Annotated in this window: 17 protein-coding genes and 1 pseudogene; 8 read left to right on the forward strand and 10 right to left on the reverse strand. The window is 72.2% G+C overall.

The features are described from left to right. Positions 1-65: 65 nt before the first annotated feature. Positions 66-1,169 (reverse strand): L-cysteine desulfhydrase Cds1, encoded by a 1,104-nt coding sequence (cds1, locus tag AC5L35_RS20485; protein ID WP_495061263.1) that lies wholly within the window; start codon positions 1,167-1,169, stop codon positions 66-68. 291 nt (positions 1,170-1,460) lie between these two features. Between cds1 and AC5L35_RS20490 the strand changes: the two genes are divergently transcribed. Together AC5L35_RS20490 and AC5L35_RS20495 are read left to right on the forward strand one after the other, a co-directional pair. Next, complete coding sequence (locus AC5L35_RS20490) at positions 1,461-2,165, forward strand: hypothetical protein (RefSeq protein ID WP_495061264.1); 705 nt, start codon at positions 1,461-1,463, stop codon at positions 2,163-2,165. Then, entirely contained in the window at positions 2,162-5,401 is a 3,240-nt protein-coding gene (locus AC5L35_RS20495) for a bifunctional cytochrome P450/NADPH--P450 reductase (protein ID WP_495061265.1), read from the forward strand. Before AC5L35_RS20490 ends, AC5L35_RS20495 begins: the two co-directional genes overlap by 4 nt. A gap of 31 nt (positions 5,402-5,432) precedes the next feature. Here the strand turns inward: AC5L35_RS20495 and selD are convergent. Further along, a pseudogene (selD, locus tag AC5L35_RS20500) lies at positions 5,433-6,466 on the reverse strand (selenide, water dikinase SelD). Between the two features lie 129 nt (positions 6,467-6,595). On the opposite strand from selD, the gene AC5L35_RS20505 reads away from it, so the two are divergent. The 5 genes from AC5L35_RS20505 to AC5L35_RS20525 all read left to right on the forward strand — a co-directional run bounded on the left by AC5L35_RS20505 (position 6,596) and on the right by AC5L35_RS20525 (position 11,746). Then, a complete protein-coding gene (locus tag AC5L35_RS20505) occupies positions 6,596-7,432 on the forward strand; it encodes a hypothetical protein (RefSeq protein WP_495061266.1) in 837 nt (278 codons plus the stop codon). Positions 7,433-7,536: 104 nt separating this feature from the next. Beyond that, on the forward strand, positions 7,537-8,865 hold the full coding sequence (gene selA, locus AC5L35_RS20510; RefSeq protein ID WP_495061267.1) for an L-seryl-tRNA(Sec) selenium transferase: 1,329 nt from the start codon (positions 7,537-7,539) through the stop codon (positions 8,863-8,865). Then, positions 8,855-10,714 carry a selenocysteine-specific translation elongation factor gene (selB, locus tag AC5L35_RS20515; protein ID WP_495061268.1) on the forward strand — a complete coding sequence of 620 codons (1,860 nt, stop codon included), beginning with the start codon at positions 8,855-8,857 and terminating at the stop codon, positions 10,712-10,714. The genes selA and selB overlap by 11 nt, the downstream gene beginning before the upstream one ends. Positions 10,715-10,753: 39 nt before the next feature. Beyond that, positions 10,754-11,167, forward strand: a complete 414-nt coding sequence (locus tag AC5L35_RS20520; RefSeq protein WP_495061269.1) for an STAS domain-containing protein — start codon at positions 10,754-10,756, stop codon at positions 11,165-11,167. 285 nt (positions 11,168-11,452) lie between these two features. Further along, entirely contained in the window at positions 11,453-11,746 is a 294-nt protein-coding gene (locus AC5L35_RS20525; RefSeq protein ID WP_169396312.1) for a WhiB family transcriptional regulator, read from the forward strand. Positions 11,747-11,814: 68 nt separating this feature from the next. On the opposite strand, the gene AC5L35_RS20530 is transcribed toward AC5L35_RS20525, so the two are convergent. The 4 genes from AC5L35_RS20530 to AC5L35_RS20545 form a co-directional block, all read right to left on the reverse strand. Continuing rightward, positions 11,815-12,264 (reverse strand): hypothetical protein, encoded by a 450-nt coding sequence (locus AC5L35_RS20530; protein ID WP_495061270.1) that lies wholly within the window; start codon positions 12,262-12,264, stop codon positions 11,815-11,817. A 326-nt stretch (positions 12,265-12,590) separates the two neighbouring features. Then, positions 12,591-14,783 (reverse strand): SpoIIE family protein phosphatase, encoded by a 2,193-nt coding sequence (locus AC5L35_RS20535; protein WP_495061271.1) that lies wholly within the window; start codon positions 14,781-14,783, stop codon positions 12,591-12,593. A 61-nt stretch (positions 14,784-14,844) separates the two neighbouring features. Then, positions 14,845-16,248, reverse strand: a complete 1,404-nt coding sequence (locus tag AC5L35_RS20540; RefSeq protein ID WP_495061272.1) for an Nramp family divalent metal transporter — start codon at positions 16,246-16,248, stop codon at positions 14,845-14,847. Between the two features lie 121 nt (positions 16,249-16,369). Beyond that, positions 16,370-16,903 carry a GNAT family N-acetyltransferase gene (locus tag AC5L35_RS20545; RefSeq protein ID WP_495061273.1) on the reverse strand — a complete coding sequence of 178 codons (534 nt, stop codon included), beginning with the start codon at positions 16,901-16,903 and terminating at the stop codon, positions 16,370-16,372. 40 nt (positions 16,904-16,943) lie between these two features. Between AC5L35_RS20545 and AC5L35_RS20550 the strand changes: the two genes are divergently transcribed. Further along, the gene (locus AC5L35_RS20550; RefSeq protein ID WP_495061274.1) at positions 16,944-17,507 is read left to right on the forward strand and encodes a helix-turn-helix domain-containing protein; all 564 of its coding nucleotides are present in this window, start codon (positions 16,944-16,946) and stop codon (positions 17,505-17,507) included. A gap of 50 nt (positions 17,508-17,557) precedes the next feature. Here the strand turns inward: AC5L35_RS20550 and AC5L35_RS20555 are convergent, their stop codons facing one another. Genes AC5L35_RS20555 through AC5L35_RS20570 form a run of 4 tightly spaced genes read right to left on the reverse strand, consistent with a single transcriptional unit; the run spans position 17,558 to position 23,069 of the window. Next, positions 17,558-19,354 (reverse strand): IlvD/Edd family dehydratase, encoded by a 1,797-nt coding sequence (locus tag AC5L35_RS20555; RefSeq protein WP_495061275.1) that lies wholly within the window; start codon positions 19,352-19,354, stop codon positions 17,558-17,560. A gap of 16 nt (positions 19,355-19,370) precedes the next feature. Then, a complete protein-coding gene (locus AC5L35_RS20560) occupies positions 19,371-20,162 on the reverse strand; it encodes an SDR family NAD(P)-dependent oxidoreductase (RefSeq protein WP_495061276.1) in 792 nt (263 codons plus the stop codon). Further along, positions 20,162-21,715 carry a UxaA family hydrolase gene (locus AC5L35_RS20565; RefSeq protein ID WP_495061277.1) on the reverse strand — a complete coding sequence of 518 codons (1,554 nt, stop codon included), beginning with the start codon at positions 21,713-21,715 and terminating at the stop codon, positions 20,162-20,164. Before AC5L35_RS20565 ends, AC5L35_RS20560 begins: the two co-directional genes overlap by 1 nt. A 4-nt stretch (positions 21,716-21,719) precedes the next feature. Then, positions 21,720-23,069 carry a nickel pincer cofactor-dependent isomerase, group 22 gene (locus AC5L35_RS20570; protein ID WP_495061278.1) on the reverse strand — a complete coding sequence of 450 codons (1,350 nt, stop codon included), beginning with the start codon at positions 23,067-23,069 and terminating at the stop codon, positions 21,720-21,722. Between the last annotated feature and the right edge of the window lie 7 nt (positions 23,070-23,076).

Consider the following 23,076-nt stretch of genomic DNA (forward strand, 5'->3'; position numbering starts at 1 on the left):
GCCAGGAACCACCTGGATCACGGCTCTCATCGACCAAGATCCACGGGACACCCCCTACGGCCGGCTCAGGTCGGTGGGGGCGCCCACTCCCCGGTCGCGAGGAACCGCTCGATCGCCGCCGTGTACGGCGGCAGGTCCATCCCCTGCGCCGCCACCCAGCCGTCGTCGTAGTAGCTGTGCCGGTAGCGCTCACCGCCGTCGCAGATCAGCGTGACGACGCTGCCGCGCACCCCGGCGTCACGCATCCGGGCCACCAACTGCCACACGCCCCACAGGTTGGTGCCCGTCGAGCCACCGGCGAAGCGGCCGGTGACGGCGTGCAGGTGCCGCACCGCGGCGACGCTGGCCGCGTCCGGTACCGGGATCATCAGGTCGATCAGGGTGGGGACGAAGCTCGGCTCCATCCGCGGCCTGCCGATGCCCTCGATGCGTGAGGGCATCCCGGTGCCGTAGTCCGCCGCACCCGTGGTCCAGCCGGGGAAGAACGCGGAGTTCTCCGGGTCGACGACGGCGAGCCGCGTCGGGTGGCGCCGGTAGCGCAGGTAACGCCCGATCGTGGCGGACGTGCCCCCGGTGCCGGCTCCCATGACGATCCACTCGGGGATCGGGTAGCGCTCCAGTGCGAGCTGGCTGAAGATCGACTCGGCGATGTTGTTGTTGCCCCGCCAGTCGGTGGCGCGCTCAGCGTAGGTGAACTGGTCGATGTAGTGCCCGCCGCACTCCGCGGCGAGCCGCTGCGCCTCCTCGTACATCGCAGGCGCGCGGTCCACGTAGTGGCAACGGCCGCCGTACCGTTCGATCAGCGCGATCTTCTGCGGGCTGGTGGACCTCGGCATCACCGCGATGAACGGCACCCCGATGAGGCCGGCGAAGTACGCCTCCGACACGGCGGTGGACCCCGAGCTCGCCTCCACGACCGTGGTGCCGTCGACGATCCAGCCGTTCACCAGCGCGTAGAGGAACAGCGAGCGGGCGAGCCGGTGCTTGAGGCTCCCGGTCGGGTGTACCGACTCGTCCTTGAGGTAGACCTCGATCCCCCAGTCCGCCGGCAGGGGGAACGGATGCAGATGCGTGTCGGCCGAGCGGTTGGCATCGGCCTCGACCAGCCTGATCGCCTCGTTGACCCAGGCGCGGGTGCGGCTGCAGGAGCGGTCGACGGAATCGGGCACAGCTCGCGACGCTAGTGGCCGCAGGCGGCGCGCGGCACAGCCGGGCGCCGCTCACCGCCCGTCCGGGCTCAGGTGGCGGCCGCCATCGTGACCGCCAGGCAGGCTGGCGCGCCGGGTCCGGCGAAGCGCCCCACCAACGGCGCAACTTGCCGCCGAGCCATTGACCAGGCCCGGGGACGCCCGTAGGACCACTACGGGACGTATCGTTTCAGTCACCAGCAGGTCATGCAGGTGCGAGGCGGTCCGGTCCCGCGAGGAGCCTCGATGCGGCCAGCGGCGCGACGGACGAGCGTGACCACGACGGACGGCACCACGGACGGGCCTCCCACTGCCGACGCGCGCGCCGTGGGGCACGCCCGGATGGCCGGCGTGTCGGGCGTGGTGTTCGCGCTGCTGTTCATCGTCGGCCTGGCACTGGTCCACCAGGCTCCGGGGCTCTCCGCACCGGACTCCGACTACCTCGCCTTCTACACCGCCGGATCCCGGGACGTGCTGGTCGCGCTGGGGCTCTACATCGTCCCGTTCGCGGGCATCGCCGGCCTCTGGCACATGATCGCGACCCGGACGCTGCTGCAGGTGCTCCGGCCGGGGGCGTGGTCGGAGATCCCGTACTGGCTGCAGCTGGCCGCGGGTGTCCTGTTCGTGGGCACGCTGTTCACCGGGGCGGCCGCCGTCGGGGCGGTGGCCCTGCTGACGCAGCTCTCCCCCGCACCCCTGCCGTCGCCCGACGTCGCCCGCGCCCTGTCGGCCGTCGGCTACGCGATGGTCTTCGTCTACGGCACCCGGGCCGCGGGCATGTACATGATCACGACGACCGGGCTGGCGTTTGCTGCCGGCCTCCTGCCGAGGTGGCTCGCCGCGCTGAGCTACGCCATCGCGGCGTTCCTGCTGGTCAGCGTGACCTATCACCCCGGAATCCTGCTGGTGTTCCCCGCCTGGGTGCTCACCGTGAGCATCCTGGTGCTGGTGCGCCGGCCGACAGAAGGGACGACATGAACGCACCGATCGGCATCGACGAGATCCCCGGCCCCCGCGGGATCCCGTTGCTGGGCAACGTCTTCGACCTCGACGCCGACCACCCCATCGACGCGCTGATCCGGATGGCAGGCGAGTACGGGCCGCTGTACAAGCTCTCCACCCCCGGAGGCATACGGCTGTTCGTGTCCGGCCCCGAACTGGTGGACGAGATCTGCGACGACCAGCGGTTCGACAAGCAGGTCGGCGGCGGGCTGTCGAACCTGCGGCGGGGCGGCCTGTCGAACGGGCTGTTCACCTCCGCCACGGACGACCCGCTGTGGCACCGCGCGCACAACATCCTGATGCCGCCGTTCAGCCTGCAGGCGATGCGCGACTACATGCCGAAGATGCTCGACGTCGCCGACCAGCTGATGGAGAAGTGGGGACGGCTCAACCCGGGCGAGGACGTCGACGTGCCGGCGGACATGACCCGCCTGACGCTCGACACGATCGCGCTGTGCGGGTTCGGCTACCGGTTCAACTCGTTCTACCGCGACACCCCGCACCCCTTCGTCGAGGCGATGGTGCGCACGCTGACCGAGGCGCAGACCCGGACGCGCCAGCTGAAGCTCCAGTCTCGGCTCCGGATCCGGGCCCAGCGCCAGGCGGAGGAGGACCAGGCCTTCATGGACAGCCTGGTGGACGACCTCATCGCCGAGCGCCGCGCGCAGGGCGACGCCGCCGACACCACCGATCTGCTCGGCCGGATGCTCGTCGGCGTCGACAAGCAGAGCGGGGAGGGGTTGCCCGACGCCAACATCCGCGCCCAGTGCATCACGTTCCTCATCGCGGGCCACGAGACGACGTCCGGGCTGCTCTCCTTCGCCATCAACTACCTCCTCAAGGACCCGGCGGCGATGGACCGGGCGCGAGCGGAGGCCGACGAGGTGCTCGGCACCTCCGCGTGGCCGACGTTCGAGCAGGTGCAGCGGCTGCGCTACATCCGGCAGGTGCTCGACGAGACGCTGCGGCTCTGGCCCACGGCACCCGCCTTCAGCCGCACCCCGTACGAGGACACCGTGATCGGTGGCCGGTACGCGATCCCCGCCGGCACGACGCTCACCGTGGTGATCCCGGCACTGCAGCGCCAGGAGTCGGTGTGGGGCCCCGACGCCCATGACTTCAACCCGGACCACATGGCAGCGGAGCGGGTCTCCCAGCTCCCCCCGAACGTCTACAAGCCCTTCGGCACCGGCCAGCGAGCGTGCATCGGGCGGCAGTTCGCACTGCAGGAGGCCATGCTCGTGCTCGGCATGCTGCTGCAGCGGTTCGAGCTCGTCGACCACCTGAACTACCAGCTCAAGACGAAGACGACGCTGACCGTCAAGCCGGACGAGTTCCGGATCCAGGTCCGGCCCCGCACCGACGTGCACATCGAGCGGGCGACGCCACCGGCGGCAGCCGGCGCGGACACGCAGACCGCGTCCGCCGCGCCCGTGGCCTCGGCCGCCCCGGTCGTCGCCCGGCACGGCACCCCGCTGACGGTGCTGTTCGGCTCGAACCTCGGTACCGCCGAGGGCATCGCCACGCGGCTGGCGCAGGAGGGCGCGGAACGCGGCTTCGACGTGACGCTGGGCGCGCTCGACGACCACGTCGACGACCTGCCGTCGGGCGGTGCCGCGGTCATCGTGTCCTCGTCCTACAACGGGACCCCGCCGGACAACGCGGCCGCGTTCTGCCGCTGGATCGGCGGCGCCGACGAGGCAGCCGCCGACGGCGTGGCGTACAGCGTCTTCGGCTGCGGCAACACGGAATGGGCCAGCACCTACCAGTCGGTGCCCACGATGCTGGACGAACAGCTCGAGGCGCATGGCGGACGCCGCGTGCACCGCAGGGGTGAGGGCAACGCCGCCGGGGACTTCGACGCGCAGTACCGCGACTGGCACGGCGACCTCTGGTCCGACCTCGCCACCGGGCTCGGACTGCCTGCCGACGTGGGCGCCGCGGTCGACACCGGCCCGCGACTGGCGATCACGCTGACCAACCGGCAGCTGACGAACCCGGTGATCGTGTCCTACCGGGCGCGCCCGGGGCGGGTCACCGAGAACCGCGAGCTGCTGCTGGGCAGCAACGGCAAGCCGGCCGAGCGGTCCACCCGCCACGTCGAGATCACGTTGCCGCCGGACATGCCCTACCGCGCCGGTGACCACCTCGGCGTGCTCCCGCGCAACAACGTCGACCTGATCCGCCGGGTGATGGCGCGCTTCGGGCTGGACGCCGGGCAGTACGTCACGATCATCCCGCGCAGCGGGTCCCACACCCACCTGCCGATCGAGGAGCCCGCGCCGTTGCTCGGGGTGCTCGGCAGCTGCGTCGAGCTGCAGGACGTCGCTGCCCGCGACGACATCGAGACCCTCGCCCGCTACACCACCGACCCCGGGCAGAAGGCCCAGCTCGAGTCACTGACCGGCGACGACGAGCAGTCCCACGCCGCCTACACCGAGCACGTGTACGAGCCGAACCGGTCGGTGCTCGACCTGCTCGACGCGTTCCCGGCCTGCGAGGTGCCGTTCGAGGTGTTCCTCGACATGCTGCCGCCGCTGCGCCCGCGCTACTACTCGATCTCGTCGTCGCCGATGGCGGACGCAGGAGTCGCCAGCATCACCGCGGGCGTGCTCCGCGGGCCGGCCCGGTCGGGTGTGGGCACCTTCACCGGCATCTGCTCCGGGCACCTGTCGGCCGTGCCCGAGAACGGCACGGCGTTCGTGTTCGTCCGCGAGCCGTCCATCCCGTTCCGGCCGCCGGAGAACCCGCACGTGCCGATGATCATGGTCGGCGCCGGAACGGGCCTCGCGCCGTTCCGCGGGTTCGTGCAGGAACGGGCGATCCTGCAGGAACAGGGGGTGCCGATCGCGCGGTCGCTGCTGTTCTTCGGCTGCCGCCGAGCGGACAGCGACCTGCTCTACGCCGACGAGCTGCAGCGGTTCGAGCAGCAGGGCGTGGTGCGGGTGGAGAACGCCTTCTCGCGTGCGGACGGGCGCTGCCGGTACGTCCAGGACGCGATGGTCGACTGCGGTGCCGAGGTGTGGCAGCTCCTGCAGCAGGACGGCGTCGTGCTGGTCTGCGGCAACGCCGGGACGATGGCGCCCGCCGTACGGACCGCGCTGCAACAGATCTTCATGGACCGCACGAGCGCGGGACCGGCGGACGCCGCGGCCTGGCTGGCCGGGCTCCGCAGCTCGAACCGGTTCCTGGAGGACATCTGGGGCGGCTGAGCCCCGGGACCCTCCTCAACGCAGTACGGGCTCAGCGCAGGGCGATGCGCCCCGTGCCCCGGTGCACCCGGCCGATCACCGCGGCCGGGTGGCCCAGCTGCGCCACGGCCGCCGCAGCCTGCTCCGGGGCGGCCCCGAACAGCAGGCCACCGGAGGTCTGGGCGTCGGCGAGCAGCAGGACGTCCAGCTCCGCGAACCGGCCCGGGTCCACCGACGGCGCCACCCAGTCCCGGTTGCGCCGCGTGCCGCCCGGGATCGTCCCCGTCTCGGCGAGCTCGCGCGTACCGGGCAGGAACGGTACCGCCGGCACGTCGATCTCCACGTCGACACCGGACGCGGCCGTCATCTTCGACAGGTGCCCGAGCAGCCCGAACCCGGTGACGTCGGTGCAGCCGGTGGCACCCGCCGCCACAGCGGCCGTGGCGGCGGCGGCGTTGCTCGTGGTCATCGACGCGATTGCCGCCTCCTGCACCTCGGCCGACGCCGTGCCCGCCTTGATGCGGTGGTGGCGACCCCGACCCCGAGTGCCTTGGTGAGCACCAGCACGTCCCCGTCGCGCAGGCCTGCGTTGGTGAGGATCCGGTCGTGGTGCACCTCGCCCACCACGGCGAGCCCGTACTTGGGCTCCGGGTCGTCCACGCTGTGGCCGCCGACCACCGCGAACCCGTTCTCCGCGCCGATCTCCGCCCCGCCCGCCAGCACCTCGGCGAGCATCGACGTCGGCAGCTCCGACGAGGGCCACGCCACGAGGTTCAGTGCGAACAGCGGCCTGCCGCCCATCGCGTAGACGTCCGACACCGCGTTCTGCGCGGCGATCCGGCCCCAGGTGCGCGGGTCGTCGACCAGCGGGGTGAAGAAGTCGGTGGTGGCCACCAGCGTGCGGGTGGCATCCAGCCGCCACACGGCGGCGTCGTCACCGGTCTCCGTGCCGACCAGCAGGTCCGAATGGCTCTGGGGAGTCAGCGTCCGCAGGACCTGCGCGAGGTCTCCCGGTGCGAGCTTGCACGCGCACCCTGCACCGTGGCTGAACTGCGTGAGACGACGGACGAGCGTGGCGTCGGACATGCTCCGACACTAGGTCCCCCGGATGGCGGCGCCAGCTGGACAGAACGGCGAAAACCGTCTATCGCACCAAATCGCCCGTCCACCGATCGTTCGTAGAACTCGCCCGTTCGGACGAACAGGCTACGCGCCGTGACGATCAGCTCCCAGAACTCCGCTCACGGCATCTCGAACGTGCAGAGCGCCGGAAGCAGCAGCCCGTCCCCCGGCGGGGCCTCGTTCGACGTCGTCCGGCGCGGGTACGACCGCGACCAGGTCGACGCGCAGCTGCGGGAGCTCCGGGACCGGTTGGCCTCCGCCGAGGCGGCGCGCCAGGGCGCCGAGCAGCACGCCCGCGCCACCGAGAAGGAGATGCGGGCCCGGGCGGCGGCCCAGGGCGAAGCGCCCATGTCCCAGGAGAGCTTCGGGTTCCGCGCCGAGAAGATCCTCCGCCTGGCCGAGCGCGAGGCGGCCGACGTCCGCAACCGCGCCGCCAACGAGGCCACCGCCCTGGTCGAGCAGGCCCGCGCCGACGCCGAGCGGCACCGGCACGAGGTGGAACAGGCACTGATCGCCCGGTCGGCCGAGCTGGACCAGGAGGCCACCCAGCGCAACGTGGCCCTGCAGGAGCGTGAGCAGCAGGCCGCCGCCACCCTCGCGGCCGCCCGCGACGACGCCGCCCGCATCACCGACGACGCCCGGCACGCCGCCGACGCGGTGCTCAACGAGGCCCAGAACCGCGCCGACGAGGTGCGGCAGCGCAGCGAGCAGGACCTCAAGCGCCGGCGCGAGGTCGCCGAGCAGGAGCTGCGGCGGCTCGGGACGCTCCACGAGGGCGTGCGCACCGAGATGGGCAGGCTGCACAAGCTGCTCGGCACCGAGCTGAGCAGCAACCCGGACTCCACGGCATTCGCCAACGACGCCGCCGAGGGTGACAGTGAGAGCCGCGCCGCACGGCCCACGCCGCGCGAGCGGTCGACCGTCGGCTGACACCAGCCCTGATCTGCGGCGGCAGCCCTGATCTGCGGCGGCGCTGCTCCCCACGCCGCCGCTCCAGGGACACGAGCTGCGACGCCTGGTCGTAGGGTGCTGCAGTGACCAGGGTGGACCCACGCCGCGGGGTACCGCGCACCGACACGGTGCTCGCCGAACCACGCATCGCCGCCGCAGCCGACCGACTCGGCCGCGACCTCGTGAAGGCGGCGGTCTCCGCCGCGCAGGACCGGGCCCGGCGGGGCGAGCTACCGGTCGACCACGAGGCCGTCGTCGGCGCGGTGCTCGCCTCCCTGCCGACCACGGCCACCGGGCTGAGGCCGGTGCTGAACGCCACCGGGGTGCTGCTGCACACCAACCTCGGGCGCGCTCCGCTCTCCGCCGCCGCCCGCGAGGCACTGGATCTGGCCGCCGGAACCTGCGACGTCGAACTCGACCTCGGCACCGGCGGACGTGGTCCCCGCGGCACCGCCGCCATCGACGCACTGCTCTCCGCCGTCCCGGGGGCCGCAGCCGCGCACCTGGTGAACAACGGCGCCGCCGCGCTGGCCATGGTGGCCGTCACGCTCGCCACCGGCCGGGAGATCGTCATCGCCCGCGGGGAGCTCGTGGAGATCGGCGACGGGTTCCGCATTCCCGACCTGCTCACGGCCACCGGCGCGCGCCTGCGCGAGGTCGGCACCACCAACCGGGTGGGCCGCGCCGACTACGCCGCCGCGGTGGGTGACGACACCGCACTGATCCTCAAGGTGCACCCGTCGAACTTCGTGGTCACCGGGTTCACCCGGTCCGTCGGTATCGAGGAGCTGACCGACCTCGGGGTGCCGGTGGTGGCCGACATCGGATCCGGGCTGCTCACCCCGCACCCGCTGCTGCCCGACGAGCCCGACGCCGCAGGTGCGCTCGCCGCCGGCGCCACGCTCGTCACGGCGTCGGGTGACAAGCTGCTCGGAGGTCCGCAGGCCGGGCTGCTGCTCGGCGCCCCCGGCGAGGGCGCCGAGCTCGTGCAGCGGATCCGGCGCCACCCGCTGGCCAGGGCGATGCGGGTGGACAAGCTCACCCTGGCCGCGTTCGAGGCCACCCTCCGCGGCCCCGTCCCTCCCACCCGGGCCGCTCTCGACGCCGACCCGGTCGTCCTGCGCCGCCGCGCCGAGAGGCTGGCCGGATCGCTCACCGCCGCCGGGATCGAGGCCACCGCGGTCGCGTCCGCCGCCACCGTCGGGGGCGGGGGCGCGCCCGGCGTCACCCTCCCCAGCGCCGCGGTGGCACTGCCCGAGCGTTACGCGGCCGCCCTGCGGGGCGGCGAGCCTGCGGTGCTCGGCCGGGTCGAGCACGGCCGCTGCCTGCTCGACCTGCGGGCCCTGCCCGTGGAGGGGGACCAGGAGCTCGCCGCCGCGGTGCTCGCCGTGGGAGCAGGTCGTGTCCGGTAACTCGGGGGCGCCGGCTGTGGTGGCGACCGCGGGGCACGTCGACCACGGCAAGTCGACGCTGGTCCGCGCGCTCACCGGGATGGAACCGGACCGGTGGGCCGAGGAACGCCGCCGCGGCATGACCATCGACCTGGGCTTCGCCTGGACGGAGCTCCCGTCGGGCGCCACCGTGGCCTTCGTCGACGTCCCCGGCCACGAGCGGTTCGTCACGACCATGCTGGCCGGGGTCGGTCCCGTGCCCGCCGTGCTGCTCGTCGTGGCCGCCGACGAGGGGTGGATGCCGCAGTCGGCTGAGCATGTGGACGCGCTCTGCGCCCTCGGTGTGCGCGACGGCCTGCTGGTCATCACCCGCAGCGACCTGATGGAGCCGGAACTGGCCCGCGACGAGGCACTGGACCACCTCGCGGGCACGCCACTGGCCGGGCTCAGCGCGGTCTGCGTCTCGGCCGCCACCGGGGCCGGCATGGACGAGCTGCGTACCGCGCTGGACGACCTCGTCGGCGCCCTGCCGACCCCGGACGACAGGGCGGATGTCCGCCTCTGGGTGGACCGGGCCTTCACGATCCGCGGCGCAGGCACCGTGGTCACCGGCACCCTCGGCGCCGGCCGCATCCGGGTGGGCGACGAGCTGGAGCTCGCCACGGCCGACGGGATCCGGGCCGTGGGCGTGCGCTCCCTGCAGAGCAGGGGCGCTGCCGTCTCTGAGACGCGCGGTGTGTCCCGGGTGGCGGTGAACCTGCGCGGGTTGCCGCGGGAGGCCGTGACGCGCGGCGACGCGCTGCTCACACCCGGCGCGTGGCTCGCCACCGACCTGCTCGACGTGCGCCTGCACGAGGTGCGGGCCGCCGGCTCCACCGGCGTCGGCGAGCTGCCCGAGGAGCTGAGCCTGCACATCGGGTCCGCCGCCGTCACGGCCAGGGTGCGCCCGCTCGGCCCCGACACCGTGCGGCTGCGGCTGCGCCACCCTCTCCCGCTGCGGATCGGCGACCGCGCGGTGCTGCGCGACCCCGGACGCCGGATGGTCACCGCCGGGGCGACCGTGCTGGACGTGCGGCCGCCACCGTTGCGCCGCCGGGGCTCTGCCGCCCGGCGCGCCGCCGAGCTCGCCACCATGACCGGCGTCGCGTCGGCCGCCGCCGAGCTGGGCCGCCGGGGCTTCGCACGGCGGGCGGAGCTGCTCGCCATGGGCGTTATCGCCACCGACCTCGACACGACCGCGCACGGGACCCCCGGGGCAGCCGGCTGGCTGGTGGACCCGGCCCGGGCCACCGAGATCGCGGCGACGCTGGTGGCCGCGGTGACGGACCACGACAACGCGGACCCACTCGACCCCGGGCTGCCCACCGAAGCCGCACGGCGCGCCGCCGGGCTCCCCGAACCACGCTTGGTCGAGGCCGTGCTGCGGCACGCCGCCCACGCAGGCCCCGACCCGGGACTGGCGCTGCGCGACGGGAGGGTCGTGCGCTCCGCGGCGCGCTCCCTGCCCGCTCCGGTCCGCGCCGCCATGGACGCGCTGCGCGCCGATCTGGAGCGCAGCCCGTTCGCCGCACCCGAAGCCGCCCGGCTGACCGAGCTCGGCCTGGGGTCACGCCAGCTCGCGTCACTCGTCAGGGCGGGCGAGCTGATGCGGATCGCGGACGGCGTCGTGCTGCTTCCCGGCGCCGACTCACGCGCGGTGGAGGTGCTGGCGGGCCTCGGCCCCGAGTTCACGCTGAGCGCGGCTCGTCAGGCGCTCGGCACGAGCCGTCGGGTGGCCGTGCCGCTGCTCGAGCACCTGGCCGGCACGGGCCGCACGGTTCGCACTCCCGAGGGAGGGCATCGACTCGCCCGGGCAGAAGATGATGCCTGAAGTGGCAGACACGCCACCGGGGTCCTACCGTGAGCGTCGATGTCCGAGATCCGTGAGAACCTGCCGTCCGACCCGCCCTCGACCCGGCGTGGGGGCGACGTCGACGACCAGATCACGCTCAGCCACACCAACCCCGCGCCCGGCCAGGTCGTGATCGAGGTCGGTGGTGAGGTCGACATGCTCACCTCACCCCAGCTGCGCACCGCCGTGGTCGAGCAGTTCGACGCCGAAGCGGGCGTCGAGCTGGTGGTTCTGGCACTCGACGGGGTGTCCTTCCTCGGCACCAGCGGTCTGGCCGTCCTGATCGAGGTGCGGGAGGCGGCCCACACCGCCGGAGTCGAGCTGCGCCTGGCGTGCACCGCGCGCCGCGTGCTGCGTCCGCTGACGATCGCCGGGCTCGTCCCGCTGTTCGACATCCACAGCTCGGTCGAGCAGGCGTTGTCCGCCACGTAAGGCTGAACGGATGACCTGGCCACATACGTGACCTGCATCACACTCGTTCGAGTGGTGCAGTCCCCGCTCCCGAGTGGGAACAGGCATACAGACAGTCAACGGGGCGCCTGACCTGCTCGAACGGTCGAGCAGTCGTTCTTCGGGGCGCTGCGGCGAGGCGTATTCCGCGCCGGAGCCGCGGCCGCTGTCGGCTCGTGTCCGAATCTTGGTGTTTGGCCCCTCAAGCAGCCGGGGATTAGCACCTCGATCGCCCGGTGCGTCGGGCACGAACGACAAGAGGTGACGATGAGCGACGTATCCCGGCTTCCCGGCCCGATGGACCACGCATGGCAGTGGCAGCGTCTGGGGACCTGTCGGGGGATGGACAGCGCCGTGTTCTTCCACCCCGACGGTGAGCGCAACCCGTCGAGAGCTCGTCGGACCGCGCAGGCCAAGGCGGTGTGCCACCGCTGCCCCGTCATCGAACAGTGCCGGGAGTTCGCCCTGCAGACCCGCGAGCCGTTCGGCGTGTGGGGCGGCCTCGCCGAGTCGGAACGCCGGGTGATCCTGGAGCAGCGCGGGGTACCGCTCGCCAGCTGAGCGACACGCAGTCGAAGCGAGGGGGGCGGTCCCTGTCCGGGCCACCCCCCTCGTCGTCCTGCCGGAGGCTAGGCGCTCTCCTCGCCCACGACGGACAGTTCGAGGCAGCGGTAGCGCAGCAGCGGAATGCCGTAGACCTGTGCGATGCGCTGCGCCGCCCGGTTGACGACAGTGCGGCCCTGGTCGGCCGGAGCCTGGTTCGGCGCCAGGCAGTACACGCCCGGCTCGGGATCGAATCCCACCAGTTCGCTGATCGCCGCAACCACGTCGTGCTCGGCCCAGAGGCCGAGCGGCGTGCGCAGCCCCAAGCGGTGCAGGTGCAGGCCGGACAGACCCAGACGCTCGATCTCGTCGCGGACATCGTCGTGCTGAGCGTCGCCGTAGCCGTCGACGTAGTCGTCCAGCACCTCGACCGCGGCCGCTCCCACCGGTTCGTCGTCGCCGACGACCAGCAGATCGACGTGCGGGAAATCCTCCACCAGCCGCGCGAGGTCGGACTCCGGCCGCAGCAGCTCCATCGGGCTCACCGCGACGGCGACAGCCCGCCGGTGATGCGTAGACACAGGCGTTCGACCGATGACGGACGGTGCCGTCACCGGTCCGGAGAATGGCATCTCCGAAACCGCGACCATCGAGAACGTCCCCCTAGACGCTTGCTGACCCCTCGCCCCCCGAGGCGCCTCTCTTTCTATTGAGAATTGAACCGTAGGCATCAAACGGCTGCTCGCTTCCCGGCAGCTCGAACGACAAGCGGCGCGCCGCAGTACGCCAACGGCCTCTACCAGCGGGTAACCGTCGGCGGACCAATGGTTCAACCGTTCAGCGATTCGGAGTATCCGGCCGATCAGTCGAGGCGCACAGCGAGTAACGCCACGTCGTCCCGGAGGCGCTGGGGAATGCAGACCTCCAGCACCTGTTCGACCACGGCCTCCGGGTCCGAGCCGGGCGGCATCGCGGCGACCGTCCGTTCGAGCAGTTCGGTGCGCTCGTCGGCGTCCTCACCGGCGACGTCGGTGAGGCCGTCGGTGTAGAGCAGCAGGATCGACCCGGGCGGGCAACGCAGCGTGGCCTCGGTGCGGCCGGGGCCCTCGGGCCTGCCGAAACTCCGGACGGCCCCGATCATCGGGGAGCTGTGCTCGTCGAGCCGCACGAGCTTCCCGTCCGGACCGAGGAGCAGCGGTGCAGGGTGCCCGGCGTTGGCGTACCGCAGCAGCCGGTCGCTCCCGCCTTCGACCGGTTCGAACCGGGCGTACACGGCGGTGGCCATGGCCGCCATCTCCAGGCCCTGGACGAGCTGGTCGCAGCGATCCAGCACCGACCCGGGCGACCCCCCGTCCCAGGCGTAGGACCGGACCACACCGCGCAGCTGCCCCATGGCCGCCGCGGCCCGCAGGTCGTGCCCGACCACGTCACCGACCGCCAGGCCGAGTGCCCCGCCGGGCAGGTTCAGCACGTCGTACCAGTCCCCACCGACCTGGTTGCCGTCGACGCCGACCAGGTAGCGCGCCGCCACCCGCACACCCTCGACCTCCGGCACGGCGGGCAGCAGGCTGCGCTGCAGCGTGACGGCAGCGGCGTGCTCCACCTCGTAGAGCCGCGCGTTGTCGACGGTGAGCCCGGCCCGACCGGCGATGTCGGCGGCCAGGTGCAGGTCCCGCGCTCCGTACCGGCGCCCGTACGGATGCTGGGTGACGAGGGTGAGCGCGCCCAGCACGCGGCCGCGGGCCCGTACGGGCACCACCATCACCGAGCGGAGCCGCAGGACGTCGTACACGGCCGCGGCCGCCGGGTCGTCGGGGTAGCGGTCGATGCCGCGCTCCGGGAGCTCCGACACCAGCACAGGGCGCTCCCCGGCGAGCACGCTCCCGGTGTCGCTGCCGCTGCCCGCGTGGTAGTTGCGCAGCCGGCCCAGCTCACGCAGGCGCTCCTCGTCCGCGGGCTCCCTCGCCGCGACGGCGACGCGTTGCGGTGGCCCCGAGCCGGGCCGTTCCAGCAGGTCGACGGCGCAGAGGTCGGCCAGCCCCGGCACCAGGCTGCGCACGAGCCGCTCACACGCGTCGGTGACGCTCAGCGCGCCGGTCATCTGGGTGGTCGCCTCGGCCAGCAGGCGCAGCTCGCTGCGGGCGTGCTCGGCCTCCGCCAGCGCGGTCCGGCGCTCCTGCTCCACCATGACCCGCTCGGTGACGTCGTTCTGCACGCCCACGAAGTTGACCAGCTCGCCGTCCCCGTCGAACACCGGGGAGATCGACACCTGGTTCCAGAACGCGGTGCGGTCGCGCCGGTAGTTCAGCAGCACCTCGGTGACGGGCTCACGACGCCGCAGGGCCTCGCGGATCCGCTGCACCGCGGCCGCATCGGTGTTGGGCCCCTGCAGCAGCCGGCAGTTGCGGCCGACGACCTCCTCGTAGGCGTAGCCGGTGAGCCGGGAGAACGACGGGTTGACCCAGATCAGCGGGTCGCCGTCCTGCCGGGGGTCGGTGATGGAGAACGACATGTCCGTGGCGACGACGGCCCGGTCGCGCAGTGCCTCCAGCCGCCGCCGGTCGGCGTGCTCGGCCCCCGAGACCTCGAGGAACACGACGAGCGCGAGGCCGTCCACCTCGGTGGCGAGATCGGACGGCACCACGGCGTCGGGCACGCCGGTGAGGCTGAAGCCGGTGACCCACAGCAGCCTGCCCTCGCTGGCCTCCCGCTGGGCACAGGTGGCGGAGGAGCCGCGCCGCACCGCGTCGTGCACCGCCACCGGTTCCCCGGCGACCGGTACCCCGCTCGCCACGAGAGACAGCGGTGAACGTGTGTCGCTCATCCGCATGCCGCCGAGGTCGGTGAGCCCGGCTGCGTCGCCCCAGCGGTCGATGTCGACGGGCAGCCGCACCCGGTTGCCCGTGAGCTCCACGGCCCCCGCGTTGGCGTAGACGACCTGCCGTCGCTCCCGATCGATCACCAGTATCGCGGCGGGGGCGCGGTCCAGCACCTGGGGAAGATCCACTACGGGGTGCATCGTCCCCGCGCCCGCGAGGTCTCCTCCATCCTCCACCCGACCAAGCGTAAGGGCAGCCGCGTGACTGCGCGCTCCGATGCGCGACCTGCCGTCAGGATCAGCCGATTCCCACCCCGAAGACGTCCAGCAGGGTGTACACGCCGAGCAGCCCGATCGCGATGCTGCTGACGATGAGCAGCCCGTTGAAGACCGAACCGCCGTAGAGCCGCGGGTCGGTCTCGGTGCGCCGCAGGTACCAGACCGCCACCACCGTGGCCACGAGGAAGACCCCGGTCATGACGCCGCCGATCTGCACCATGAGCACCGGCGACTGGATCGTCAGGTAGGCCACCGCCCAGAGGAGCGGCAGAGCCACCGTGAAGACGCGGATCCAGCGGAGCCGGGCGACCGGGTCCTGCCAGTCGAGCACACCCATCGTCGCGAGCAGGTTCACGTACATGCGCGACCAGCTGGGGATGGCGGCCCACATCGTCGAGCCGAGTACGGCGATCGCACCGAGCAGGAAGACGATGTTCGCCCACTCGCCGAGGGTGTCGGTGTAGATGCGCGACAACGTGGTGATCATCCCGTTGCCCTCGGGGACCAGGCCCTGGGGATGCAGCACCGCCGCACCCATGAGGTAGAAGGCCAGCGTGCCGAACGTGTAGACCACCCAGGAGACCAGCGCGTCCTTGTACATCACGCGGATCCAGCCGTTGGCGCGGCGCACCCACTCGTCGCTGCCGTCGTTGGGGCCGGTCCAGCGCGCGTAGCCCTTCTCGATGCACCAGTAGGTGTAGAAGGTGATCTCGTCGGCGCCGACACCGGTGATGCCGAACATCGCGAGCGCGGCGCCGAGCGCCCCCGCGGGGATGAGGAACGTCAGGCCGCCGCCGAGGTCGCCCGCGCTGTAGGCGAACGGGGTCAGCGGGAGACCCAACGCGATGAGGATCGTGACGAAGGAGAAGACCACCACGAGGAAGACCGCGCCGCGCTCGATCAGCGAGTAGTTGTTCGAGTACAGCAGGGCGATGCTGCCGACTGCGAGGAACACGGTCCAGATCAGCAGCGACGTGAAGTCGAGCGAGTCGCCACCGATGGGCATCAGGATGCTGAACGCGACGGCGGTACCGCCGATGATCCCGCCCAGCTGGAGCAGCTTCGTGAGCGCCAGCACCATCCAGAGGATGTTGACCCAGCCCATCCGGCCGAGCCTGGGCGGCACCCTGTTGTAGCCGGTGAGAGCGGGCTGACCGGTGGCTATGGTCCACCGCGCGAGCTCGACCTGCACGGCGACCTTCACGAACGTGCTGAAGATGACCAGCCAGAGCAGCGCGAAGCCGACCTCGGCTCCGAGCGTGGTGGTGACGATCAGCTCGCCCGACCCCACGATCGACGCACCGACGATCAGGCCGGGGCCGAGGTACCGGAAGCTGGCGCGCCAGCCCACCGGCGGTTCCTTGATCCCCTCCGGCGTGAGTGTGTAGGGGTCCGTACGGGCGGCCTCGGGTGTGGTGGACATGCATCGGCTCCTTTGCCGGTGGTCCCCGTCGACGTCGACAGCGGATACAGATGATGGACAAGTACGGCTGGTCGGGTCAATGCACCATCCGCACCACGGACGGGCATTCGGCCGCGCGCAGTCAGCTGAGCGCGGCCGGCGGACCCTCGTCGGCACCGATGGTGCGCTGGACGAAGGCGACGTCGTGCCACCTGCCGTGTTTCCAGCCGAGGCGGCGGAAGGTCCCGACCTCCTCGAACCCCATCGCGCGGTGCAGGCCGACGCTCGCGTCGTTGGGCAGGGTCATGCCGGCGACGACGGTGCGGAACCCCCGCCCGGCCAGCCGGGCGAGCAGCGCCTCGTAGAGGACCCGGCCCCCGCCGGTGCGCCGCCGACCGCGCTCCAGGTAGACGCTGACCTCGCACGACCAGTCGTACGCCGCGCGCGACCGGAACGGGCTGCCGTAGGCGTAGCCGACCACGTGGCCATGCTCCTCCAGCACGAGCCAGGCGTGGGTGCGCACGGCGTCGGTGATACGCCGGGCCATGACCCCCGGCTCCGGCGGATGGTCCTCGAACGAGACCGCGGTGTCGGTCACGTACGGGGCGTAGATCGCCGCGCACGCCTCGGCGTCGGTCTCGCAGGCGTCCCGGATGGCGGTAGCCACAGCCGTCATGGCGATCATAGTAGGCAGAAACGTTCCTATAGTGGCAGCCGTGAGCGATCCCCTGTCCGCGTCCCTCGCGGCCACCCTCACCGCCGCCCGCCGCGAACGTGCCCTCTCGGTCAACGCTCTCGCGGAGCGGTCCGGCGTCTCACGGGCGATGATCGGCAAGGTCGAACGCAGCGAGGCGCAACCGACCGCCGCGCTGCTCGGACGCCTGTCGGCGGCGCTGGGGATGACGCTCTCCGAGCTGGTCGCCAGGGCGGAGGGCGGCGGGCGGCGGCTCGCGCGAGTGGCGCAGCAGCCGACGTGGACCGACCCGGAGACCGGCTACCGGCGCCGAGCGGTGTCACCGGTGAGCGGAGGACCGCTCGAGCTGGTGGAGGTCGAGCTCCCCGCCGGCGCCGAGGTCTCCTTCGGCGCCGACACCTACGCCTTCCGGCACCAGCAGATCTGGGTGCTGGAGGGCCTGCTCGTGTTCCGGGAGGGCGCCACGGAGCACGAGCTCGCCGCAGGCGACTGCCTGCAGCTCGGGCCGCCTTCCCCCTGCACGTACGCCAACGGGACGCGGGAGCCGGTGCGCTACCTGGTGGCGCTGAGCAAGCGCGCAGGCTGACCACCGACCGGGCTCCCGCCGCAGGTGCGCGGCGGGAGCCCGGTCGCCCGTCAGTGGTTGTCGCGGGGCACGCCCATGGTCTGGGCCACGCGCTGGTAGGCCACCGCGGGCTTGAGCACCATGCCGCCCGACAGCTGGTCGACCACCGAGCGCTGGATCTCCTGCCACGGAGTCTGCGACGGAGGGATCGGGTAGCCGCCCGCCGCCGCCAGCTGCCGGCGGCGTTCCGCCAGCTCCCCGGCGTCGATGAGGATGTCGGCCGTGCCCTTGTCGAGGTCGATGCGCACGGTGTCGCCGGTGCGCAGCACCGCCAGGCCACCGCCCGCCGCGGCCTCCGGGGAGGCGTTGAGGATCGACGGCGAGCCCGAGGTGCCCGACTGGCGGCCGTCACCGATGCACGGGAGCGAGTGCACACCCCGCTTGATCATCGCCGCCGGCGGCTGCATGTTGACCACCTCGGCCGAGCCCGGATGACCCAGCGGCCCCCCGCCCCGGATGACCAGCAGGCAGTCCTCGTCGATCTCGAGGTCGGGGTCGTCGATGCGGGCGTGGTAGTCCTCCGAGCCGTCGAAGACGATGGCACGGCCCTGCAGGATGTTCGGGTGGTCCGGGTCGCTCAGGTACCGCTCGCGGAACTCCGCCGAGATCACGCTCGTCTTCATGATCGCGCAGTCGAAGAGGTTGCCGCTCAGCACGAGGAAGCCGGCGTCGTCGACCAGCGCGTGGTCGAAGGTGCGGATCACGTCGCGGTCGGTGGCCACGGCGGCGCGGCAGTTCTCCCCGATCGTCGCCCCGTTCACGGTGCGGGCGTCCTCGCGGATGAGGCCGTGGGCCATCAGCTCGTTGACCACGGCAGGTACGCCACCGGCGCGGTGGAACTCCTCGCCGAGGTACTTGCCGGCAGGCTGCAGGTCGACGATCAGCGGAACGGTGAGCCCGATCCGCTGCCACTCCTCCATCGCCAGGGGGACGCCCACGTGTCGCGCGATCGCGGTGATGTGGATGGGCGCGTTGGTGGAGCCGCCGATCGCGGAGTTGACGACGATGGCGTTCTCGAAGGCCTCCCGCGTGAGGATGTCCGACGGCTTGAGGTCCTCGTGCACCATCTCGACGATCCGCCGCCCGGTGGCGTAGGCGATGCGGGCGCGGTCGCGGTGGGGAGCCGGGATCGCCGCACACCCGGGAAGGCTCATCCCCAGCGACTCGGCCAGCGCGTTCATCGTGGACGCGGTGCCCATCGTGTTGCAGTGCCCCGGCGAGGGCGCCGAGGACGCCACGAGCTCCACGAACTCGGCCTCGTCGATCTCCCCGGCGGCCAGCATCTCCCTGGCCTTCCAGACGATGGTGCCCGAGCCCGTGCGCTCGCCGTTGTACCAGCCGTTGAGCATCGGGCCGCCGGACAGCACGATCGCCGGGATGTTCACCGTGGCCGCCGCCATCAGGCACGCGGGCGTGGTCTTGTCGCAGCCGGTGGTCAGCACCACCCCGTCGAGCGGGTAGCCGTAGAGCACCTCGACCAGCCCGAGGTAGGCCAGGTTGCGGTCGAGCGCCGCGGTGGGGCGCTTCCCCGTCTCCTGGATGGGGTGCACGGGGAACTCGAACGCGATGCCGCCCATCTCGCGGATGCCCTCGCGCACCCGGTCGGCCAGCACGAGGTGGTGGCGGTTGCAGGGCGACAGGTCCGAGCCGGTCTGGGCGATCCCGATGATCGGCCGCCCGGACTGCAGCTCCTCCCGGGTGAGCCCCCAGTTCATGTACCGCTCGATGTACAGCGCCGTCATCCCGGGGTTGTCCGGGTTGTCGAACCACGCCTGGCTGCGCAGACGCCGCGGCTCGTCGCCGTTCATGCAGGGCTCCTCGTCCTCATGGGGTGAGCTGTCCGCCGTTGATCTCGAGCACCTGACCGGTGATGTACCCGCTCATGGCAGGCGAGGAGAGGAACAGCACCGCGCCGACGCACTCGTCGGGCCGTCCGGGACGGCCCATCGGGATGCCGCTGACCATGGCGTCCATCTGGGCGTCCGAGGTGTGCCGCTCGTGGAACGGGGTGGTGATGATGCCCGGCGCCACCGCGTTGACGCGGATGCCGTCGGTCGCGAGCTCCTTGGCGAGGCCACGGGTGAAGGTGCTGACCGCGCCCTTGGACGTGGCGTACGCGACCGACCCACCGGCGCCGCCCGTGCGTGCGGCGACCGACGTGACGTTGACGATCGAGCCGGCACCCTGGCCGCGCATCACCGGGATGGCCTGCCGGCTCGTGGCGAAGACCGACGTCAGGTTGATGTCCATCACGCGGGCGAAGTCCTCGTCGGACATGTCGGTGATGGGGATGCGGTGCAGGAGGTCGCCCGCGTTGTTCACCAGTACGTCCAACCGCCCGTGCCGGGACACGACGTCGTCCACGAGGGCTGCCGCCGCGGCGGGCTCCGCGAGGTCCGCCGCCGCGCTGGTGGCCGTGCCACCTGCCTCCTGGATCGCGCTCACGACCTTCTCGGCCCCGTCGCGGTTGCGGTTGTAGTGCACCACCACCCGCGCGCCGAGCCGGGCGAAGCCCTCGGCCACGGCCGCGCCGATCCCGCTGCTCGCGCCCGTGACGAGCACGACCTGGTCACCGAAGTCGAGCATCCCGTCCCCCATCACATCGCGGGCGTCCATCACATCACCGCCCCGAGCTGCCACGGCACGAACTCCTCCTGGCCGAAGCCCAGCTCCTCGCTGCGCGTCCGGCGCCCGGACGCGGTGTCGAGGATGAGCTGGAACAGCTCCCGGCCCACCTCCTCGACCGACGCCGAGCCGTCCACGATCACCCCGCAGTTGAGGTCCATGTCCTCGGCCATCCGCTCGTACATCTCGGTGTTCGTGGCGAGCTTCAGGCTGGGGGTGGGCTTGCAGCCCAGAACCGAGCCGCGTCCGGTGGTGAAGCACATCACCGTGGCGCCGCCCGCGACGATGCCGGTGACCGAGACCGGGTCGTAGCCGGGCGTGTCCATGAACGTGAAACCCCGGTCCGTGACCTTCTCGGCGTAGCGGTACACGGCCGTCAGGTTGGTGGTGCCGCCCTTCGCGACGGCACCGAGCGACTTCTCCAGGATCGTGGTGAGGCCGCCCGCCTTGTTGCCCGGCGAGGGGTTGTTGTCCATCGAGCCGTTGTTGTCGGCGGTGTAGCGCTCCCACCACCGGATCCGCTCGACGAGCCGGTCGGCGACCTGGCTGCTCACGGCACGGCGCGTCAGCAGGTGCTCGGCGCCGTAGATCTCCGGCGTCTCCCCGAGCACGGCGGTGCCGCCGTGGCGCACCAGCAGGTCGACGGCGGCACCCAGCGCCGGGTTGGCGGTGATGCCGGAGTAGGCGTCCGAGCCGCCGCAGTTGAGGCCGAGCACGAGCTCGCTCGCCGGCACCGTGGTGCGGCTCACCTCGTTGGCTGCCGGGAGCATCTCGAGCAGTGCCTTGGTGCCGGCCCGCACGGTGGCAGCGGTACCGCCCTGCTCCTGGATCGTCATCGTGCGCACCGGCGTGGCGGGGTCGATCGTCCACTCGTCGGCGACGCCGGAGATCTGGTTGACCTCGCAGCCCAGCCCGAGCATCAGGAAGCCCGCGAAGTTCGGGTGCTCGGCATAGCCGCTGAGCGTGCGCTGCAGGACGGCGAGGCCTTCGCCGTCGGCGGCCATCCCGCACCCGGTGCCGTGGGTGAGCGCCACGACGCCGTCGACGTTCGGGAAGTCGTCGAGCAGCCCGGGACTGCGGAACTGGTCGGCGATGAGCTTCGCCGTGGTGGCCGAGCAGTTCACGGAGGTGAGGATGCCCAGGTAGTTGCGGGTGGCGACCCGGCCGTCGGCCCGGACGATGCCCTGGAACGTGGCGCGCTCGTCGTCGGGCACCATCTCCGTCGGCGTGACGTCGGCACCGACGGCGTAGTCGCGCTCGAACGCCTTGAACTCGACGTTGTGCGTGTGCACGTGGTCGCCGGGCTCGATCGCAACGGTGGCGAACCCGATGATCTGGTTGTACTTGCGGACGGGCTCGCCGACCGGGATGGGGGCGGTGGCGACCTTGTGCCCCCGGGGCACGGCCTGGCGCAGCGTGAGGCCGGCCGCGGCCGTTCCCTCGTCGAGGTCGCGGAAGGCGACCACCACGTTGTCGGCGGCGTGCAACCGCACGCCGATCTCCTCGGCGGACCCGACATCTTCGTAGGGTTCTGCCACGCTCATCAGCTCAGCTCTCTCCGGTGGTGGTCGGGACAGTCGTGGTCGGGGCAGGGGTCCCGGGCAGCAGCCGCCCGTCGGAGTCGAAGGCCATGGGCACGGCGTCACCCGTGATCTCCAGGCCCGGGTGGTCCAGCACCTGGTCGCGCAGCGACTCCGACACCCACAGGTGCTCCAGGTCCAACGTGTTGCGCATGCGCACCAGCGTGACGCCCTCGACGTCGGGGCGCCCGCAGGTGAGGATCGCGGCGGCGATGGCGCTGCGGTCGTCCGGCATCGCCATCGGGACCTGGGCGCGCTGCGGGCCGCCGAGCCCTGACGTCATGGCGTTGATGTAGACGCTGCGCAGGTCGAGCCGCTCCAGCAGCCGGAACGGGACGAAGTCGGCCAGCCCGAGCCCGACGGCGTTGCCGTGGGAGGCGTCGCTGACGTCCAGCACCGCGATGTTGCTGATGCGCGGCCGCTCGAACTCGGCGCTGCCGCGGATCATCATCCGGCCGATCACGTTGGTGTCCAGGCCGGACCCGGAGAAGTTCTTCCCCATCATGTCGACCACGGCCACGTCGAACTCGTCGAAGGGCAGCGTCGCCATCCGCCGCTTGGCGTCGGCCAGCAGTGCCGTCTCGGCCGGACCGCCGATCTCCTGGGCGTCGACCAGATCGATCCGGGCCGCCCGGTCGCCCGCGTTCTCGACGATGGCCAGCCCGCCGAGCACCTTGCCCGTCTCGATGATCCGGCGGGCCACCTGCGGGACCCAGACGCCCAGGTTGGCGGGGCCGAAGCGGTGGATGCCCTCGGCGCCGCGCTGCTTCCCCAGCCCGATGGCGATGATCTTCGCGAGTCCGCTCTCGATCGCGGCCGAGAAGTCGGTGTGCGCCTTCACCCGGTTGACCGCGAGGATGCCGTCGGCCTTCGCCGCGTTGACGTCGAGGTGCACGGCGGGGCCGCCGGGCAGGCGGTCCAGCTCCACCGTCTCCATCGTGGCGCGGATCGGCATGCCGAGCGACTCCTCGGTCATCCCGAGGTCGGCCAGCATCTCCACCTGGCCCTCGGCCGTGGCGCCGCCGTGCGAGCCCATCGCGGGCACGACGAACGGCTCGGCGCCGGCCGCGCGCAGCCACTCCCCCGCGGCGCGGACCACCTCACGCTTGTCGTGGATACCGCGGCTTCCGGCGGTGATCGCCACCGTCATGCCGGGGGTGACCCGGGCCCGCAGCGGCTCGAGCGCCGAGGCGGTGGCCGCCGCCACGTCCTCGACGCGCGTGGCGTCGAAGTCCTGCCGGACGGGCAGCAGCCGCGGGAAGGGCGCATCGAAGTGCAGGGTGCGCACCGCCTCGAACGGGCCCAGGTCAGCGGACACGGCTCTC

Source organism: Pseudonocardia sp. OZ21 (genome assembly GCF_059359135.1).

Coding starts and splice junctions, on each gene's coding strand:
- AC5L35_RS20495 (WP_495061265.1), top strand. CDS start 2,162: ATGAACGCACCGATCGGCATCGACGAGATCCCCGGCCCCCGCGGGATC.
- AC5L35_RS20520 (WP_495061269.1), top strand. CDS start 10,754: ATGTCCGAGATCCGTGAGAACCTGCCGTCCGACCCGCCCTCGACCCGG.
- AC5L35_RS20525 (WP_169396312.1), top strand. CDS start 11,453: ATGAGCGACGTATCCCGGCTTCCCGGCCCGATGGACCACGCATGGCAG.
- AC5L35_RS20530 (WP_495061270.1), bottom strand. CDS start 12,264: ATGGAGCTGCTGCGGCCGGAGTCCGACCTCGCGCGGCTGGTGGAGGAT.
- AC5L35_RS20540 (WP_495061272.1), bottom strand. CDS start 16,248: ATGTCCACCACACCCGAGGCCGCCCGTACGGACCCCTACACACTCACG.
- AC5L35_RS20545 (WP_495061273.1), bottom strand. CDS start 16,903: ATGACGGCTGTGGCTACCGCCATCCGGGACGCCTGCGAGACCGACGCC.
- AC5L35_RS20555 (WP_495061275.1), bottom strand. CDS start 19,354: ATGAACGGCGACGAGCCGCGGCGTCTGCGCAGCCAGGCGTGGTTCGAC.
- AC5L35_RS20560 (WP_495061276.1), bottom strand. CDS start 20,162: ATGGACGCCCGCGATGTGATGGGGGACGGGATGCTCGACTTCGGTGAC.
- AC5L35_RS20565 (WP_495061277.1), bottom strand. CDS start 21,715: ATGAGCGTGGCAGAACCCTACGAAGATGTCGGGTCCGCCGAGGAGATC.